General features: G+C 42.0%; 18 protein-coding genes and 1 tRNA gene. 8 read left to right on the forward strand and 11 right to left on the reverse strand.

Features of this window, described 5'->3' with window-relative positions; genetic code table 11:
* Positions 1–442: 442 nt before the first annotated feature.
* Positions 443–1,402, reverse strand: coding sequence for a ribonuclease Z (locus tag V7K30_RS13535; RefSeq protein ID WP_334999897.1), 960 nt, complete (start codon positions 1,400–1,402; stop codon positions 443–445).
* A 304-nt stretch (positions 1,403–1,706) separates the two neighbouring features.
* On the opposite strand from V7K30_RS13535, the gene rsmA reads away from it, so the two are divergent.
* The 3 genes from rsmA (at position 1,707) to V7K30_RS13550 (ending at position 4,041) form a co-directional block, all read left to right on the forward strand.
* Positions 1,707–2,573 carry a 16S rRNA (adenine(1518)-N(6)/adenine(1519)-N(6))-dimethyltransferase RsmA gene (rsmA, locus tag V7K30_RS13540; RefSeq protein ID WP_334999899.1) on the forward strand — a complete coding sequence of 289 codons (867 nt, stop codon included), beginning with the start codon at positions 1,707–1,709 and terminating at the stop codon, positions 2,571–2,573.
* A gap of 100 nt (positions 2,574–2,673) precedes the next feature.
* The gene (gene ispE / locus V7K30_RS13545) at positions 2,674–3,627 is read left to right on the forward strand and encodes a 4-(cytidine 5'-diphospho)-2-C-methyl-D-erythritol kinase (protein ID WP_334999901.1); all 954 of its coding nucleotides are present in this window, start codon (positions 2,674–2,676) and stop codon (positions 3,625–3,627) included.
* Positions 3,628–3,711: 84 nt separating this feature from the next.
* Entirely contained in the window at positions 3,712–4,041 is a 330-nt protein-coding gene (locus tag V7K30_RS13550) for a DUF3082 domain-containing protein (protein ID WP_334999903.1), read from the forward strand.
* A gap of 63 nt (positions 4,042–4,104) precedes the next feature.
* On the opposite strand, the gene V7K30_RS13555 is transcribed toward V7K30_RS13550, so the two are convergent.
* Entirely contained in the window at positions 4,105–5,628 is a 1,524-nt protein-coding gene (locus V7K30_RS13555) for a hypothetical protein (RefSeq protein ID WP_334999905.1), read from the reverse strand.
* A complete protein-coding gene (locus V7K30_RS13560) occupies positions 5,625–6,377 on the reverse strand; it encodes an ABC transporter ATP-binding protein (protein WP_334999907.1) in 753 nt (250 codons plus the stop codon). The genes V7K30_RS13555 and V7K30_RS13560 overlap by 4 nt, the downstream gene beginning before the upstream one ends.
* A gap of 11 nt (positions 6,378–6,388) precedes the next feature.
* Between V7K30_RS13560 and V7K30_RS13565 the strand changes: the two genes are divergently transcribed.
* The 5 genes from V7K30_RS13565 (at position 6,389) to V7K30_RS13585 (ending at position 10,550) form a co-directional block, all read left to right on the forward strand.
* On the forward strand, positions 6,389–6,553 hold the full coding sequence (locus V7K30_RS13565) for a hypothetical protein (RefSeq protein WP_334999909.1): 165 nt from the start codon (positions 6,389–6,391) through the stop codon (positions 6,551–6,553).
* Between the two features lie 676 nt (positions 6,554–7,229).
* A complete protein-coding gene (locus V7K30_RS13570) occupies positions 7,230–7,835 on the forward strand; it encodes a sporulation/spore germination protein (protein ID WP_334999911.1) in 606 nt (201 codons plus the stop codon).
* 170 nt (positions 7,836–8,005) lie between these two features.
* Positions 8,006–8,077: transfer RNA gene (locus tag V7K30_RS13575), tRNA-Gly, on the forward strand.
* A 673-nt stretch (positions 8,078–8,750) separates the two neighbouring features.
* Positions 8,751–9,932 carry a low temperature requirement protein A gene (locus V7K30_RS13580; protein WP_334999913.1) on the forward strand — a complete coding sequence of 394 codons (1,182 nt, stop codon included), beginning with the start codon at positions 8,751–8,753 and terminating at the stop codon, positions 9,930–9,932.
* Positions 9,933–10,331: 399 nt separating this feature from the next.
* Positions 10,332–10,550: a hypothetical protein gene (locus V7K30_RS13585; protein ID WP_334999949.1), complete on the forward strand. Its 219-nt coding sequence runs from the start codon at positions 10,332–10,334 to the stop codon at positions 10,548–10,550.
* A 247-nt stretch (positions 10,551–10,797) separates the two neighbouring features.
* Here V7K30_RS13585 and V7K30_RS13590 read toward each other — a convergent pair whose 3' ends face one another.
* The 8 genes from V7K30_RS13590 to V7K30_RS13625 form a co-directional block, all read right to left on the reverse strand.
* Entirely contained in the window at positions 10,798–11,010 is a 213-nt protein-coding gene (locus V7K30_RS13590; protein WP_334999915.1) for a hypothetical protein, read from the reverse strand.
* A gap of 546 nt (positions 11,011–11,556) precedes the next feature.
* The gene (ftsH3, locus tag V7K30_RS13595) at positions 11,557–13,398 is read right to left on the reverse strand and encodes an ATP-dependent zinc metalloprotease FtsH3 (RefSeq protein WP_334999917.1); all 1,842 of its coding nucleotides are present in this window, start codon (positions 13,396–13,398) and stop codon (positions 11,557–11,559) included.
* A gap of 111 nt (positions 13,399–13,509) precedes the next feature.
* A complete protein-coding gene (locus V7K30_RS13600; protein ID WP_334999919.1) occupies positions 13,510–14,304 on the reverse strand; it encodes an aminotransferase class IV in 795 nt (264 codons plus the stop codon).
* Positions 14,305–14,321: 17 nt separating this feature from the next.
* Positions 14,322–14,741 carry a GNAT family N-acetyltransferase gene (locus V7K30_RS13605; protein WP_334999921.1) on the reverse strand — a complete coding sequence of 140 codons (420 nt, stop codon included), beginning with the start codon at positions 14,739–14,741 and terminating at the stop codon, positions 14,322–14,324.
* 114 nt (positions 14,742–14,855) lie between these two features.
* The gene (locus V7K30_RS13610; protein WP_334999923.1) at positions 14,856–15,641 is read right to left on the reverse strand and encodes a hypothetical protein; all 786 of its coding nucleotides are present in this window, start codon (positions 15,639–15,641) and stop codon (positions 14,856–14,858) included.
* A gap of 325 nt (positions 15,642–15,966) precedes the next feature.
* A complete protein-coding gene (locus V7K30_RS13615; protein ID WP_334999925.1) occupies positions 15,967–17,196 on the reverse strand; it encodes an acetate kinase in 1,230 nt (409 codons plus the stop codon).
* 63 nt (positions 17,197–17,259) lie between these two features.
* On the reverse strand, positions 17,260–17,436 hold the full coding sequence (locus V7K30_RS13620; protein ID WP_334999927.1) for a type II toxin-antitoxin system HicB family antitoxin: 177 nt from the start codon (positions 17,434–17,436) through the stop codon (positions 17,260–17,262).
* A 68-nt stretch (positions 17,437–17,504) separates the two neighbouring features.
* On the reverse strand, positions 17,505–18,077 hold the full coding sequence (locus V7K30_RS13625) for a hypothetical protein (protein ID WP_334999929.1): 573 nt from the start codon (positions 18,075–18,077) through the stop codon (positions 17,505–17,507).
* Between the last annotated feature and the right edge of the window lie 34 nt (positions 18,078–18,111).

The raw sequence follows: 18,111 nt of genomic DNA on the forward strand, positions 1-18,111 counted from the left end.
AGAAAAATCTTGACGAAAAATTAATTATTTTTCCTAAGTATTGAAGTAAAAAATTCTCTGAGCTACAACATTACTATATGTTAAAGTTATTTTGATAACTTGTAATATAAAAAACACATTAAGAAAAATATTTAAACCATACTATTTGTATATTTTTGATACACTTAGTCAACTGTAAATTATTGGTTAATTAGTTGACTTCCTCTTAAAACTAAACTGCCGTCTATTTGCTGGCCTTATGAGTGGGACTACTAAACTCCAAAATAGAGACTAGTTTATTCTAGATTTTAGATTAGAAGAGTTCAATAGGAAATCTAAAATCTTTCTTGGAAAGTTCTGATGCCTGCGGCGGGCTGTGCCAACGAGTCTGCGAACGTGGGAAACCTCCACACCCTGCCAGAAGCCGCAGAAGCGTCTACAGACTTTCCGCAAAATCCAAAATTTAAACGCCTACCTTGGTTAACTCTACTTCCCGTCGTCTAGGTACTTCATGAATCATGAAATCGTAAGCCATATCAGTACGGGGAAAAATAGCACGGGCTTCCTGAAGGAGATCCTTCAATTCCAAGGTATTGCCAGGAGCATAGCGGGGACTGAAATGACTCATAATCAGTCGATGTGCCCCAGCAGCTAAAGCTGTTTGCGCTGCCATTGTGGTTGTGGAATGCAATCGCTGAAAAGCCATGTCTGCATCTTGATGGGCAAAGGTCGCTTCGTGAATTAATACATCTGCATCATGAGCTAATTCCACTGCACCATCACAATAAATTGTGTCTGTACAATAGGCAATCTTTCGACCAATTTCTGTAGGGCCGCATAATTGGGTGCCATCAATTACCCGTCCGTCGGCAAGCGTAACTGTTTCACCGCGCTTGAGTTGACCATAAATCCGACCAGGAGGAATTTGCAACGCCTTGGCTTTTTCTATATCAAAGCGTCCTGCTCGGTCTTTTTCAGCTACGCGGTAGCCGAAAGCTGTAATGCGGTGATGCAAATTACCGCAGCTAACGGTGAAGTCATCGTCTTCATAAATTACCCCTGGACGGATGGCATGGACTTTAATGGGATAAGAAAAGTGCGTGTAGGAGTAACGTGAGGCGGCTTGAATGTAATCATTTAATCCAGGTGGGCCATAGATATCAATTCGTTGCACATTGCCAGCCAAGCCGCAAGTAGCAAGAAGCCCCATTAAGCCAAAGATGTGGTCGCCGTGCATATGAGTGATAAAAATTCGGGAGAGCTGACTAATTTTCAGTTCACTCCGCATAATTTGATGCTGAGTACCTTCGCCACAGTCGAATAACCACAGCTCTGCCCTTTGGGGTAATCTCAGGGCGACACTGGAAACATTGCGCGATCGCGTGGGTACACCGGAACTCGTCCCTAAGAATGTTATCTGCACAGCGTTCTTTAGTCTTCCTATTGCTCAATTTCCAGCTCTAATTTCTATAGTGACACGGTTCACGAGCAAAATACTTTTCAGAGGAAGTCGCCTTTTTGAACCCAACACTTGGGATGTGGAGACAATCAGAGTACAAGAAGACAAAGTAGAGCAAGATTAGACCAGCCATAGTAAACTTTGGAAAAATCTCCCTTGGCGCAAGTTCCAGATTAAATAGAGAGGTGTGGCGAGTAATACCGCCCATTGATTCTACGAAATGAATTTTCTAGAAAAAGCTAAAAACTAGACTAGGCAAGAAATACAGATGATCCGACCGCGTAAGGTCTTTGCTCAACATTGGCTCAAAAGTGAAAAGGCGCTAGACGCAATTATTCAAGCAGCAGATTGTACACAAAGCGATCGCTCCGCCAATGCTAAGGGCGATCGCATCTTGGAAATTGGGCCCGGAACCGGGATTCTGACTCGTCGTTTACTACCCCTAGCGCAATCTCTGGTTGCAGTTGAAATAGACCGCGACTTATGCGAACTATTGGCAAAGCAACTAGGTAAGACTGAAAATTTCTTATTGCTGCAAGGCGATTTTCTCACCCTGGATTTACCATCTCATCTACTAGCTTTTCCCAATTTCCAAAAGCCAAATAAAGTAGTAGCCAATATTCCCTACAACATCACAGGGCCAATCATTGAGAAACTATTGGGTACGATCGCTAACCCTAACCCTGAACCATTTGACTCAATAGTGTTACTCGTACAAAAAGAAGTAGCAGAAAGGTTGTATGCTAAACCAGGGTCAAAAGCCTTTGGGGCGTTGAGCGTGCGAGTCCAGTATTTGGCTGAATGTGAGTTAATTTGCACCGTTCCCGCCGCCGCATTCCATCCACCGCCAAAAGTTGATTCAGCAGTGGTGCGATTGCGTCCCCGGAAAATAGAAATACCCGCACTTAATCCCCGACAGTTAGAGAATTTCTTAAAGTTGGGATTTGGTGCCAAGCGCAAAATGTTACGAAATAATTTGCAATCTGTTATAGAACGCGATCGCCTGACCCACTTACTGGAACAATTAAAAATAAATCCCCAAGCCAGAGCCGAAGATATCAGCGTTCAGCAATGGGTGATCCTAGCAAATCAGTTAGGAGTAGAGACGCGATTAATCGCGTCTGTAGAGGAGTGAGGAGTTAAGAGTGAATATGTAGATGATTGCTTTGATTCAAAACCCAAAATTCACCGATTCCCAACTAGCAACCCATAACCCCTAACTTCTAACTTGCAAAATGCGTTCCTACAGCCTAATTGCCCCTGCTAAAATCAACTTGTATCTGGAAATCATTGGCAATCGTCCTGACGGCTATCATGAGTTAGCCATGATACTTCAAAGTATCGGACTTGCAGACCAAATTGATGTGCGTTCCATTAGCAATGACAGCATCCGCGTTCATTGCAACCACCCACAAGTACCGACAGATAAAAGTAATCTAGCATACCGAGCCGCAGAATTAATGGCAAGGCAATTTCCTGAAGCCTTTGCTAAATATGGGGGCGTGGAGATTACCCTCAACAAGCAGATTCCTGTAGCTGCTGGGTTGGCTGGGGGTTCGACAAATGCAGCAGCTGTGTTGGTGGGGATAGATTTACTGTGGAAATTGGGATTAACTCAGTCAGAATTAGAGGAGTTGGGAGGTACACTCGGTTCAGATGTACCATTTTGTGTAGCGGGTGGAACTGCGATCGCCACAGGTAGGGGTGAGCAACTTTCTCCCCTGCCGAGTTTAGATAATATATATGTAGTATTGGGGAAATACCGCAGTCTGGAAGTTTCCACGCCTTGGGCATACAAAACCTATCGACAGCAGTTTGGTAATTCTTATATTAGAGATAGCGACAACTTGGTAGCGCGTGCTAACGCAGTTCATTCAGGAGCAATAGTAAAAGCTATCCTGGATAAAGATGCAGGAGAAATTGCCCAAAAACTGCACAATGATTTAGAGCGCGTGGTATTGCCAGCCTATCCCCAAGTCTTGCAACTGCGAGAAGTGTTTGCAAATCAGGAAGGCGTTTTAGGAACAATGATGTCTGGTTCTGGGCCGACAGTATTTGCTCTTTTTGAGTCTCAACAGCAGGCAGAACTAGTTTTGCTGCAAGTAAGGAAAGCAATTCTTGATGAAGACTTAGAATTGTTTGTAACTCGGACAATCACACATGGGATTAAAGTGGCATCGTCTGTTTAAATAATTCTTTTTCGTTAATCAAACATCGGGAATAGACAAGAATTATCCTAATAGCCCAATCCAAAATCTAAAATCTAAAATGGTATGAGTGACCAAAATTTAACACCACAAACGGATACTAAAATAGAGGCAGCAGCGAGTCCGTTACGCTGTTTTACTGGGGCGGTAATTTCTGGAGGAATGGGATATGCAGTGTATTCGCTGATGATTGCGATCGCTACAAATTTCGCTACTAAACCTATCCATTCAATTAATCCATTGGTAATTAAGATTTCTACTGCTGTTCGGACTCTGGTTGTTGGTGTAGTTGCTTTAGGAAGCGGAATATTTGGTATAGTAGCAATTGGTTTGTTGGCTTTGGGAGTGCAATTATTAGTGCAGCAGTTGACCAAACAAAAAAGTAGTGAAAACTAGTAATTTGTTTTTAATGGTCAAAGAAGTTTATCGGCGCAATTTATCTTGCTGCTATTATCTGGCTTAATTGATGACACGCCCTAACTGACGACTACGCCCATAGGCTAATGCCACAACTAAACCAATTACAGCCAATAAAGTCAAAATGGTGTGCAAATCACCTTGTTGCAAGCTAAATCCTAACCATCCCCAAGAAAACAAGGAAATAATTTCGAGTAAACTTAACAATACATCGACTTTACTATTTTGCTGTCGTCGAGACAATTCTTTAAACTTTACAGGGCGGGAATTCCACAGACTGAGAGTTGCTGCACAAGTAGTACCAACGAAAAAAACCACCATCGGTATAAACCACGGTTTCCCGTTGACTATCAAAACAATAAACAGTGGTGATATCAATAACCAGATCGGAATTAATGCTGCCAACAACTTCAATTGATGCAGCTTTAAACTATTTACTGGTGAAGATTTGAGCAAATCTGGTGCTTCTTCCCCAGAAACGCAAATTCGCATTAAATTTGATGTCAAAGCTTCTGCAAACACTAAACTCATCCCTAAAATAGCACCATTGTTATGTTGTCGTAATATACTCAAAAATGAGAATATGAGGACAAATATTTGCAGAAATAGGCGGGAAATTAAATAAGGATTGCGCCGCATAATCCGCCATTCTTTGAGTAAAGCAACACGATTCAAACCACCAATAAGGCGAGTCGCTTGGGTAGGGCGCAGTTGACGGTGTTCACTTGTAATTTCCTGCTGTGTACCTGCAATAAAATAACGATGTAAAACTTCCACCGTTAACCACGTCAAACTGATACTAATTAACAACACTAACCCTACTGACACGGGATCAAAGAAAATAGCCCTTGCAGGAAACCAAACCCAACTATCTGCACTCAAAAAGTTTCCTTTTGCTAACCAATGTTCTAACCTAAACCAAATTGATCCCGTGTTTCCATCCGTTTTTTTCAGGAGATTAGGTAACTGAGAACTCAAATATATAGTGATGATAAATAAAGCTGTAAGAACTTGAGCAAAAGTCCGCGTCCGTTTTGCACCGATAACACGAACTAGTGCTAAAACAAATAACATTGCTAAACTTGTAGCACTTAAGCTAAGACCAATCAAAGCCGGGTAAAGCCCTAAAAGTTGAGGAATACCGAGTAATAAAGCGATTAAACTTAGAGGAACTACAAATAAACAACCACTGAAAAAAGTTTGCAGGGCAATTCTTAACACTTGACTCGCAAAAATCACTTGACTCGAAATTGGTGATGACACGAGTAAATCTAAATCCCCGCGTTCAAATAACCCCATCAAGCTACTTCTCATCGCTTGGATAAAGCTATAGTAAAACCCGAACAACCAAACAACTACTGCTATCCAAATAGCAGAATCTGGTATGGTATTAAATGATATCGCACCTCGAATATTACCAAATGTAACCCATAACCAAGTTAAATAAACACTACCCAAAAGTGCAAAAATACTGAAAAAAAATATTACTACAGGTCTAACAATAATTTCACGCCACCACAAACTTAATTCGTAGCCCAAAAGCCAAGGTAATGTCCCTACTTTCATCTTGCACCTTCAACATTCTTATCTTGAGTTAATTCTAAAAAGACCCTCTCCAAACTACCGCCTACTTCACCACTTTGAGTTCTAAGTTCATCTAAAGTACCTTCGGCAACTAAATACCCATGATTAATAATCCCAATTCGCTGCGCCATCCGCTCGGCAATTTCCATAATGTGAGTAGTTAAAATTACCACACCACCTTCGTTTACATACTCGGCGAGCATATTTTTGACTAAGCGGGCTGCGGCTGCATCTAATCCTGTTAACGGTTCGTCTAAGATAATAATTCTCGGCTGATGAATTAATGCCCCTGCTAAAGCAAGTTTTTGCTTCATCCCTCGCGAAAAAGTTTCACAAAAATCTCCTCTGTTGTCCCACAAATTTAATTGTGTGAGGAGTTCTTCGGCAGAAGATTGAGCTTTAGAAGGAGGAATTCCCCAAAGTCCGGCGATAAACTCTAAATACTCTATCGGACGTAACTTGTTGTAGAGTAGAGGTTCTTCAGGTAGGTATGCTAAAAGTTGCTTTGCTTTTTGAGGCGATCGCCGGATACTATGTCCTAAGATCATAATATCCCCGTTATCTGGTTGTAGTAACCCTGCAATCATTCGGAGAGTAGTAGTTTTTCCTGCACCGTTGGGACCTAAAAGAGCATAAAATGAACCTTCCGCAATCTGCAAGCTGAGATTGTTCACAGCTTGGTGAGAACCATAATTCTTGGTAAGTTCGGAAAGTTGAAGTGCGATTTTCATATGTTGTGATTATGCTTAATTCAAACGAAGCAGAACCTTTTATTGAGGAGATTATGCGAGCGATCGCCCAAGAATATCAATGCCCAGAAGTATTTCCAAAAGAGAAAGGCGTTATTGAGTTGGCCGATGTTACCGCCTATACAGAAATGCATACAATTGGCATATTTCTGGCGTGATTTCATGACGACGAATTTCTTTAACAACACGCTCAATTTCTACTGATGGTGTCTCTAATTCCATGACGATAATCATTGCTTTAAATCTTCTAAAAATATTGCAATCATTTGTTTAGTTAGAGTTCCTAAGTTTGAGAATATTGTTTATCGAACCATCAAATATCAATCAGTCTAGTTTTTTAGTTTTATGAACCTATCCCACTAATAATATTTGTGCTACAAAGCTTAAGCTTATTGAGAACCGAAAACGAAAAATCAAGGTTTTCAAGCACATTTTACGAAAAGAAGTAGGGGTTTTTTGAATAGTGGGATAGGTTCATGCAAGATACGATAAATTCTATATTTCACATTCCGCCCTTCAAAATGTCATACCTTAATGCTTCAATATATTTCACAAAAAACACTTATTTTATTAAGTATTAATACTTATACTTTCTCGGCTTTTAGCGTAGGCGTAGCCCGTCGTAGACATCATTATTCAACTACAATTAGCCCCAAAACTGTAATATCAGCGTGCTACGAAATGTGGGTTGTAATTCGGTATATAGTATAACCCTCGACTTTAACAGATTCCAGGTTGACACTTTATAGACTGGCTCAAGATTCACAAATTTATGCGGAATTGATACCAGAGGCACTGAAGTTGATAGCAGCAACATCACTTATAAGCAGAATTATGAACACAACTAAGAGATATTTTTTACCCCTTATTTTTCTGACAATGATTGTCAGCCTCAGCAGTTGTAGTTCTAACCCCACTGCGGGTAATATTGACAGCAAAACGCCATCCCCTACCCCAACACCGACGAATAGCGTATCGTCTCAGACTCCCAGCCAAATTTCTAGCGTAGCTCAGTTGAGAGAAAAATCTCCCAATCAAGAATCTCCTAAGGAAAATACGCCTTCTTCATCAATTTCTAAAGCTGCCACTAGCAAAACTACCAACGTCACACTATACACAAGTGATACTCAATGTCAAAAACTAATTCCCGAAAAGGTTTCAGTACCAGCCGAGGAACCAGTAAAAAATGTAGTGGGTAAAATCATAGATAAACGAGATACAAGCGACTTTAGCTTGTCTGGGTATCGTGTCAACATCAAAAATGGCATTGCTACAGTTGATTTGCGAATCTCTCCTGATTCAAAGCGGCAAATAACTTCTCTTTCTAGTTGTGAACAGTTTGCTCTGTTTGGCAGTGTCCGCAAAACCCTAACGAGTAATGCCCAATGGAATATTAAAGAGGTTCGCTTCACCGAGCGAGGTGAGGACATTGTTCTTTAGTTAAATATGAGAGTAAGTGCCGTGATCAGCTAGCTAAAAAAATTTCCTAATCTGAACAGCCACAGCACTTATACATCAGCAGTTGCCAAAACAGTATATGTTCTAGCCAATTGAAAACAGCTGTAAATAGTGGTATAGTTCGTTTTAGCCCCAAGTTATGGCAGCAATTCGCGGGTGTAATTCAGTGGTAGAATCTCACTTTCCCAAGGTGATCGTCGTGGGTTCGAGTCCCATCGCCCGCTTTAAAATCAGAACCTAAGCTACTTATATAATTGCTCCGGGTAGTACACTCGCTTATGAGTTTGTTGAGTCAGACTTCACTAGGCGTCTAGAGCCTGCGGACATCGTTACTACACTGGATATATAGCAATCCGATTTGATTTCTGAAATTATTTGCGTAGGCTGGGAGTAGGGAGTAGGGAGTGGGGAGTAGGGAAGAAGCCTCTTTGAGTTGTACTGAGTTTTTTCAAAAATCAAATATGAGTCCTATACTACAGGTTGCTGATAAAGCCCCGACGTTCAATAGACTGATATTTCTATTGGGAATTTTAGGCAGCAGGGAGTCTAAATTTGAGACCATACTTTGTCGAGGCAATTGCGATCGCTTTTTCGAGATCGGCGGAATTAATAGCTCCCAACTTAATAGTATTATCAGCAGTTTTTTAACAATTTACGCACAAGCATCTAATATTATGTCCGCTTGATTACTTATTAAACCCGGAGAACCCCACCCCGCCAAAGCTGTGCTTTGTCTCCCTGCCCCTAATCCCCAGAGGGGGCCCCGAGTTCCCCGCAGGCTCTTAGGGGTTGGGGGTGGGGTTCTTTTATTATGGGTAATTTGGCGGACATGATATAAGTACTCGCTAATTGATGACAGCTAATGGTAAAAACAATTAGCGATTCGCAATTAGCACTATGGCAAATTTTCTCCAACCGCCAAGGTTACGCATTGGTGAAGACACTGAAGAAGAACGACGCGCCACTTGGCTAGAACTTTTTTATGATTTGGTTTTTGTAGTTGCAGTTTCTCAACTCGCCCACAATCTCAACGAGGATATCTCTCTATCAGGATTATTTGGGTTTGTAGTTTTATTTATACCAGTTTGGTGGTCATGGATTGGCACCACATTCTATGCCAACCGCTTTGACAGCGATGATGTGGGACATCGGCTGCTGATTGGTATACAAATGCTGACAGCAGCAGCAATGGCTATTAACATCCACCACGGTTTGGGTGAGAATTCCCCTGGTTTTGCCATTTCTTATGCTCTCGGTCGGGCTGTGCTTGTAATAGAGTATGTCCGGGCTGGAAGACATATCCCTTCAGCGCGTCCTTTGACCACTCGCTACGCTGTTGGTTTTGCGATCGCAGCCTTCTTCTGGTTAATATCAGCATCTGTACCCATTCCTTGGCGATTTGGACTTTGGACATTGGGAATCATCATTGACTTTGCCACACCCTTAATAGGACGTAAGTTTCAGATCGGGTTACTCCCCCACGCCTCCCACTTACCGGAACGTTTTGGGCTGTTCACCATTATTGTCTTGGGCGAAGCAGTAATTGCGGTGGTCAATGGTGTTTCTGAGCAAAAATGGGATACTTTAACCGTGATTTCCGCCGTGTTTGGTCTAATTATCGCTTTTAGCTGGTGGTGGGTCTATTTTGATAATCTGGGTGGCACACCCATTCAGATGGCACGAACACATGGAAAAGTTGGTGTTGTCAATCTCTGGCTCTACACCCATTTACCGCTAGTAATTGGGATTACTGCTGCTGGAGTTGGCGTAGAACAAATCCTGTTGAGTGAGGCAACTTTAGCACTACCCGATTCCCAGCGATGGCTCATCTGTGGTTCAGTAGCCTTATGCTCCCTAGCTGTCAGCATTCTCCACAGATTTGGGGTGATCCGTTATTGCAAAATTCGTTCCCAGTATCGACTTGGGGGTGCAGTTGTGCTGGTAGCGATCGCCATCTTAGGCAAAGGTTTGTTACCTGTTGCAATCATTGCCCTTGTAGCTGTAGTTTCTGCTGGGCAAGTAGTTCAAGATTTGTATCAGAGTCGTCCCACTACCCGCTTGGTTGACCCAGATATCTAGCTTATAGCGTATTAGTGGCGCACAGATGTGCGCCACTAATACGTATCCGCGTAATTTAAATATCAGGCATTTTTTGAGACGCATCTATCCTATGGAGGAATTTATACTAAATATAAATAAATATTTATATAGTTATTTAAAGATAATGTAATCTCAGCATTCAAACCCGACGCTGTAATGCTGAGAACTCAACGCGTTACCGTCTATCAGAGGTGACAGAACCAAAGGAGGAATGTCAAGATTAGGAGATGTACCTTTGGGTAGTGAAGTCAAGTGGCTGAAATATTTATTAATATTATTAATAGCAAGTGTAAATTCAGCGTCAGGAGTCAGAAAAAATTCTTAATGGCAGGTATTTCGTATCAATCAGCTAATTTCTCAGCAACGGAACACAAGATCATGAAAGACCGAGAACCATCAGACTCTAAGGAATTCGTCGGAAATCTCAAGAATGGGATTTGGCTGTTTGGACTGTCATCCTGGGTATTTGGCATTACCGATCGCAGTATTGCTTCATTTGCAGATGGTTATCTATCGGCTTTGGATTTGACGCAACTATTCACGGCGGCTACGTTCTTTGTGGCGTGGCTATTTTTGAAACCGACATCCAGAGTTTAAGATTAGGTGACTGGTTGAGTATCGAGTCAATCTTCCCGCTAGTTATGTGAAGATTCGGAAAGTTATCTAAAGGAGAACACTTTTGATCGCCATAAGGGGTGCTACACAGAATGTATCGATGCTTTTGCATTCATAACAATCGGGGTAATTCTGTAAAATCTCAGAATTACCCTGATTTCTAGTTTTCACTAAATAACCCAAGTTGCTAGTTATGGAAGACGGTAACAGAAGATAAATAGATAATTTTTTAACCTAACTTACGAGGAGAATCAGGATCTACACCGAGTTCGCGCAACCTTTGTGCCAGTATTTGGGCGCGTTCTTCCGGCGTTAATGAAGAGTGCTGAGTTCCGAGTTCCCAGTGCTGAGTTAAAAGACCGCCCACAAGGGGCGGGGTATCAACCAACTCAGGAATACAAAGATTCCGCCACGCCACAAGCTCTACTTGGCTACAAGCCAAGACCGCAGTGGCTCCACAAGGGGCGGGGCTTTTACCATAGGGCAAAGATACTGAGTATTATTCTTACTCAGCACTCAGCACTCAGCACTCAGTACTGAGTATGGTAAACGTCGTTCTTGCTCGTTATACCAGTACAGCCACTCTCGCGTGATACCCTGATATGTTCCTCGTTCTATGCCAATTCCCAAACCTACCTCTGGTAGCCAAACAGGTTCTTAAATTGTAGCTAGATTGTATCTTTTTCCTTTTGAAGTCAGAGTTCTAGCTTTTTTGATTTGGGTGTATCCAGAAAAATTTTTCTAATTTTCCGGAATTGATTCTGCTCAAGTGGTAGTCTTTATCAGACAAGCGATTTATACTGAAACTTTATAACGAAACCTTCGGGGTATATAACCCCATATCAAAAGCCCGGTCATCAAGACCGGGCTTTTGATAAGGAATTAAAAAAAATTGGGGTAACTCTGGAAAATCCCAGAATTACCCCGAATTTTAAAAGTTAGAAGTTAGGAATCGTTCCTAACTCCTAACTCCTAACTCCTAATTAAGTTAGGCAAACGCAGCGGTTGTCACATCGTTATTCGATAGAATTTCTTGCAACTCTTCGGCGTCAACCGTTTCTTTATCAACCAACATTTGCGCTATCTGCTCTAAAATGTGGCGGTTACGCACCAAGACTTCTTTAGCGCGTGTATAGGCTACATCCACAAGTTTGCGGACTTCTTCATCAATAGCGGCGGCGGTTTCTTCAGAGAAATCACGCTCTGACATAATATCCCGTCCCAGGAACATGTTACCTTGTTGACGACCAAGGGCAACTGGGCCTAAGCGATCGCTCATCCCAAATCGGGTGATCATCTGACGCGCAACCCGTGCTACTTGTTGGAGGTCATTAGAAGCACCAGTGGTCACTTCTTCTTCACCAAAGATTAATTCTTCAGCAATCCGACCACCCAAAGCCACAGCCATCTGATTTTCCAGATAAGCGCGGCTGTACAAACCAGTGTCCATCCGGTCTTCGCTGGGGGTAAACCAAGTTAAACCACCTGCGCGACCACGAGGAATAATGCTAATCTTCTGCACAGGATCATAGTCTGGCATCAAAGCACCAACCAAGGCGTGACCAGCTTCGTGATATGCCACCAAGGTTTTGCGCTTTTCGCTCATTACCCGGTCTTTCTTCTCTGGCCCAGCTAATACGCGATCGATCGCGTCGTTGATTTCATCCATCGAAATTTCAGTCAAATTCCGGCGTGCTGCCAGAATTGCGGCTTCATTCAACAGGTTTGATAAATCTGCGCCAGTAAATCCAGGGGTACGACGGGCGATTTTATCCAAGTCCACATCTTTCGCCAAGGTTTTGCCACGGGCGTGAACCTTGAGAATTTCGCTGCGTCCGGCATAATCGGGACGGTCTACCACAACTTGACGGTCAAAGCGACCCGGACGCAACAGTGCTGCATCTAGGACATCAGGACGGTTAGTAGCGGCAATAATGATGATGCCAGTGTTGCCTTCAAAGCCGTCCATTTCGGTGAGCAACTGATTGAGGGTTTGTTCCCGCTCATCGTTACCACCACCTAAACCGGCACCCCGTTGACGACCTACAGCGTCAATTTCATCGATGAAGACGATACAAGGAGCATTGGTCTTAGCTTGTTCAAACAAATCGCGGACGCGGGATGCACCCACACCTACGAACATTTCCACAAATTCCGAACCGGAGATCGAGAAGAAGGGTACACCTGCTTCACCAGCTACAGCACGAGCGAGGAGGGTTTTACCTGTACCAGGAGGGCCAACTAACAGTACACCTTTAGGAATTTTTGCACCAACGGCGGTAAAGCGGTCGGCGTTTTTCAGAAAGTCTACGACTTCGTTTAATTCCAACTTGGCTTGGTCAATACCAGCAACATCGCCAAAAGTCACCTGAGTTTGTGGTTCCATTTGGACTCTGGCTTTGGATTTGCCAAAGTTCATCGCTTGGCTGCCTGGGCCACTTTGAGCGCGACGTAGCAAGAAGAATAAGCCAACCAAAAGCAATACAGGGAAAAATAAGCTGCTTAGTGCTTTAAACCAAAATCCTTCATCGGTTTGGGGCAAAACAGAAATATCAACGCCTTTTGAAGTCAGAGTATTGATCAGGTCTGGATCGTTGACTAAGGTCACAATCTTTTTATTTGGGTCATATTTGGGTGTAACCAGTGCTGTAGAGCGATCTGCACTCAAACTGACTTTTTCTACTTTGCCTTGTTGAATTTCTTGAATAAAGCGACTGTATCGCCATATCTCTCTGCTTTGGGGTTGTTTGTCAAAGAATGCTGTTCCCAGCGCAATGACGACAATAAACAGCAGCGCGTACAGCCCTGCATTTCTCCATCTTTTATTCACTAAGGTCTATCCTCCTGTATTTTTCGCGCCATCGCGTAGCGTCTCTGTTCGGAGAGGTCATTATTAAGAATTATGTTAACTTATCTTAAGTGTAACAAAGTGGCGTAGCTATCATGCTAGAAAAAGCTCCCTGATTTGCTGAAAACTAGGATGGTAGGGATTATATTGTAGCGATCCTGTGGGCTGATGAACGGTATGAATAGGAATAATTTCAACCACACTATTAGTGTAGGCGATCGCTTCAAATCTCTGGACTAACTCGACGCTCCAAGTTTCTTCCTGTACTGGCTGCTGGTGGTTTTGCAACCAGTTTACAAGTTGCGATCGCAAAATTCCTGGCAAAATTCCTGCATTTATTGGCGGCGTCCACCAACTGCGATCGCACCATCCCCAAAGGTTGCCTGTGCTGGTTTCTAGCCAATTTCCTTGGGCATCGACTAATATTGCTTCTTGAGCATCTAAGCTAGTTCTTGCCAGCCAAGCACTCAAATAGTTTCCGGTTTTATGAGAGGGGAGAGAGCGATAAAATTCAGGGCTAGCAAGGGCGCACTTAATACCATGATTTTGTTTTTCTGTCAAATCCTCTGGTAAGAATCTGCCAGTTATCCATTCCCGTCCATCAGGAAAGAGGGTAATTCTGAGAATGGGGAAGTGTGAGAGGAGAATTTGGGCACCTTGACGCACACGATTCCAGTCTGGTTGCTGCCAACCAAAAGCTTGTATTGAGAAAAGTAAGCGATCGCAGTGTGAGAGCCAATTAGTTAAACTACTATCTAGGGAGTTCTGATAAACCCGCAATGTTGTAAAAACAGTCGCCCCATAAAGTAAACCTGGATCGTTAATGTCTAACTCTAGGGTTTGGGAGTGAATTAATTTGCCGTCATACCAAAAAATATTATTTGTCACAACCAAATTGCTTGTTGCTACAACTCCATTGAAAAGTGATGACTTGTAATGCTCATACGCTGCATGAGATAAAACCTGTGAGCTGCAAATCGCTGAACACCAGAATCTAGACTCAGGTGTTCACACTGATGATTTTTTGCATATTCAATTAGCCACTGAAATAACTGTTGACCATAACCTTGTGACCGCTTCAATTCATCAACAACTAAGTCATCAATATATAAAAACTTTCCTGATGCTAAACACGTAGAAATGCGAAATCCAGCCACTGCCACAGCTTGCTCCTCTACTTCCATGAACGCAAGTTTATATCCTTCTTTCATTTGATATAGAACTTGTTCTACAAACTTAGCCTGCTCAAGGTGACGACCCAACTGGGAGATAACAGGAAAACACCCTAATATTTGAAAGTCAGATTCTGCTAATTGTATTGACATCACTATTGCTCCTAATGATATTGCTTGTGTTCATCTTACTTTCCAAAGCTATCGAGAGGTTCGCCATTTCAAAAAATTTTATTTTTTTTGCTGTTAAATGCTATGAATAAAAATTTAATCCTTTGGGGGAAATAGAATTTTATTAGTACCTTCAGGAGTTGTAATTACTTTTCCTCCCAAAGCTTCAATTTCCTTAATTGCTCGTTTTTGAGTTCTCTCATCAACATGATTATTTAAAACCATTGCCCAGGTAGAAATTTGAGCATATTTACTGTTAGGATTTCGACTCAGAAATTCCGCAGTTTTCTGGGAAGTATTAGCTACAAGCTGACTCTCTGGATCTGAAAAGTTACTAGCCCAATTTGCCGCCATTGCAAAAGACTGTTGGGCAGCTTGAGCATTGCCTAAAAATAATAACTCATCAATTCCTTTATAACGCCACACGTAATAAGACTTTTCGGGAACTGAGGGAGATAGTGATTTTAAGCCTTTCTCTGACAGTGCGATCGCGCGTTCTGGCATGGCAGCATACAATGAAGTACTAATAGAAAGACTTTGATAGACGGCTAAAAATCGCGGGTCACGTTCTAAAATGACTTCAAAATATTCTGGACTTAAACTGTAACCTGTCTTATCGCGAACTTCATCATCTCCAAAGTACTGTAAAAATTTGAGATATGCCAAATCTGCAATAAAATTATCATAACCAAAAGTAGGCATTTTTTTGAGAAAATTAAGACGGAGATTTTCTGTTTTAATGTCTTTATTTAGAGTTTCTAACGAGGCAGTTTGTTTGCTAATTAGCAGTTTTTGCAGTCGAGGAAATTGAAGTAAGCCAAGTCCTAATATACATAGACAAGCTACTAAGGGTGTAACAAAAGCTTTACGCGACAACAACATATTCTTCTTGCCTTTCTCAGTATAGTCACATCATTGTATACATAGTGGCATAGAAAAAGTTGGCCAGCATCTGCGCGTCAATACAAAGATGATCCAGATTAAATCAGACTTTCTAAGAGGATGTCTGAAAAGTTTTTTTGTATACACCTAACCCTTGGAGATCCCCCTAAATCCCCCGATAAATTGGGGGACTTTGAGACTCTTATTCCCCCTTTTTTAAGGGGAGCCAGCGCTCCACTTGGGGTCTCCCCAAGTGGAGCGACTGGCGTGGGTTAGGGGAGATCAACAAATTTTTGATACTTCTCAGACATCCTCTAATTACGAATTACGTATTATGAACTTTTTTCACCAGCTGCCAACATTGTTGAGCGATCGCCCAATCTTCTTGAGTATGAATAACTAATACTCGCACTGCTGAGTCAGTTGTAGCAATATCTTCATCTACTGGTTGCTGCTGATTTTTCTCAAGATCAAGTTTCAATCCCAAAAAACCAAAGGCTTCACAGGCAGCTTGGCGAATTTGCGGAGAGTGTTCACCCACACCTGCTGTGAACACCAAAGCATCTAATCCGCCCAAACTGGTAAGCATTGCACCGATCGCAGAACGCAAGCGATGTACGTAGATATCCCAGGCCAGTTGAGCGCGGGAATTACCTTGAGCAATCGCTTCTCTCACCTCACGCATATCGCTAGATACACCCGAAATTCCCTTTAACCCAGAAGCTTTATTTAATATATCATCCAACTTTTCGACGGAGTAATTGCAGTATCGCAACAGATAAATCAGAATCCCCGGATCAACTGAACCAGAACGGCTACCCATCATCAATCCTTCTACGGGCGTGAATCCCATAGTGGTATCAATACTGCGGCCATTTTTAATCGCTGCTAAAGAGCAGCCATTGCCCAGATGACAGGTAATTAACCGCTCAGGTGGAACATCTTGACCGAGAATTTGGGTCGCACGTTGAGAACAGTATTGGTGACTGATACCATGAAACCCATAGCGACGGATACCTTGCTCTACCCACTCATAGGGGCCGGGATAGATTGCTGCTGCATCGGGTAGAGTGGCATGAAATCCGGTATCAAAGACTGCTACTTGGGTGACATCTTTTAAGATTTTTTCAATTACTTCTATGCCTTCCAAAGCAACTGGATTATGGGCTGGAGCGAGGTTAGATAGACGTGCGATCGCCTTTTTGACATCCTCCGTAATTACCACAGTATCTCGATAATCCTGTCCACCATGTACTATCCGATGCCCCACCAAATCGATTTCTGACAACTGATCAATTACCTTGGTAGCACCATCGCTAAGTGTATGTAGCATATAGGTGAGGTGTGCCTGTGGGGAATCACCAGAGATTGATTTTTGCAGCGTTGCACCCGTAGCAGTTTTCACCTCAATTTCTGCCACACTCCGATCTTGAGTCCAGTTGATTTTGCCTTCCCAAAGGGGTTGGGCTGCTTGGGTGGAGAGAGCCTCATCTGCAATCTCATACAGACAACTTTTTTGGGTACTCGATCCGGCATTCAGCACCAATATCTTCATAAGACAACATAAAAACATGACCTACTTTGATCATGTCACTAAATGTAGCCTCATGCTTCTAGCCTATAGGCATAATATGGGTAGAGGAAATTCCTCTAAGTAAAGCTGCGTTGCCTCTCTCAAGCTAGCAATTGCCTGTTCGATTGTCTCTCCCTGATCAACCGTACCAACTTCGGGACACTCAGCTATATACATGTCGTCCTCTTTATAAATGAAGACTGCAAAGCTGCGAGTTTTCATCCTACTGTATCCTCAACACTTTTTATAGCAAGCATAGCATCACCACTCCCTCACTTTTAAAACATCCTCTAATCAAAGTTTTCCGAAAGTAACTGTTTAGCTGGGTACTCAGAAGGGAAATTTGACATATATTCTTTAAAAACTTTAAATATTTTTATTAGTTTATTATCAAAATCTTTATTGATATGAAATAATTCATTGTTATTCAGATACCCAAGCGTAACTGCTTCCAATCCAAAAGCAATTGCTTCTCGATCCCACACTAATTCATTTGGATTAGCAATTACACTTTCAATGTCTTCAATAATTTTTAATACCATCTCAATATTAGAATTTCCATTATCCCAATAGCCAGAAAGAAAATTTATGAATGATTTTTTTTGAGCGAGTGTACAAGTAGTGAGCAATGATAATAAATGGGTGTCAACAGAATATCGATTTGAAATAGATCGTAAAATTCGTCCTAATTTCCACGAACGCTCAAAGCCATATTCAAATGAAGATGGAGATTTTAATGTATCTAATAAACATTGAATTACAGCATCGTGAGAGTAGTCATTCAAAAAAGTATCGATTTGATTTTCATGTAAATCAAAAATTTCCCGATGTAAGAAATCTTTTATCTTTTGATTTGAATTCATAATTTAATATTTCACTCCTACATTTAGTCCTGCT

It is taken from the genome of Nostoc sp. (assembly GCF_036917655.1).
GTDB lineage: Bacteria > Cyanobacteriota > Cyanobacteriia > Cyanobacteriales > Nostocaceae > Nostoc.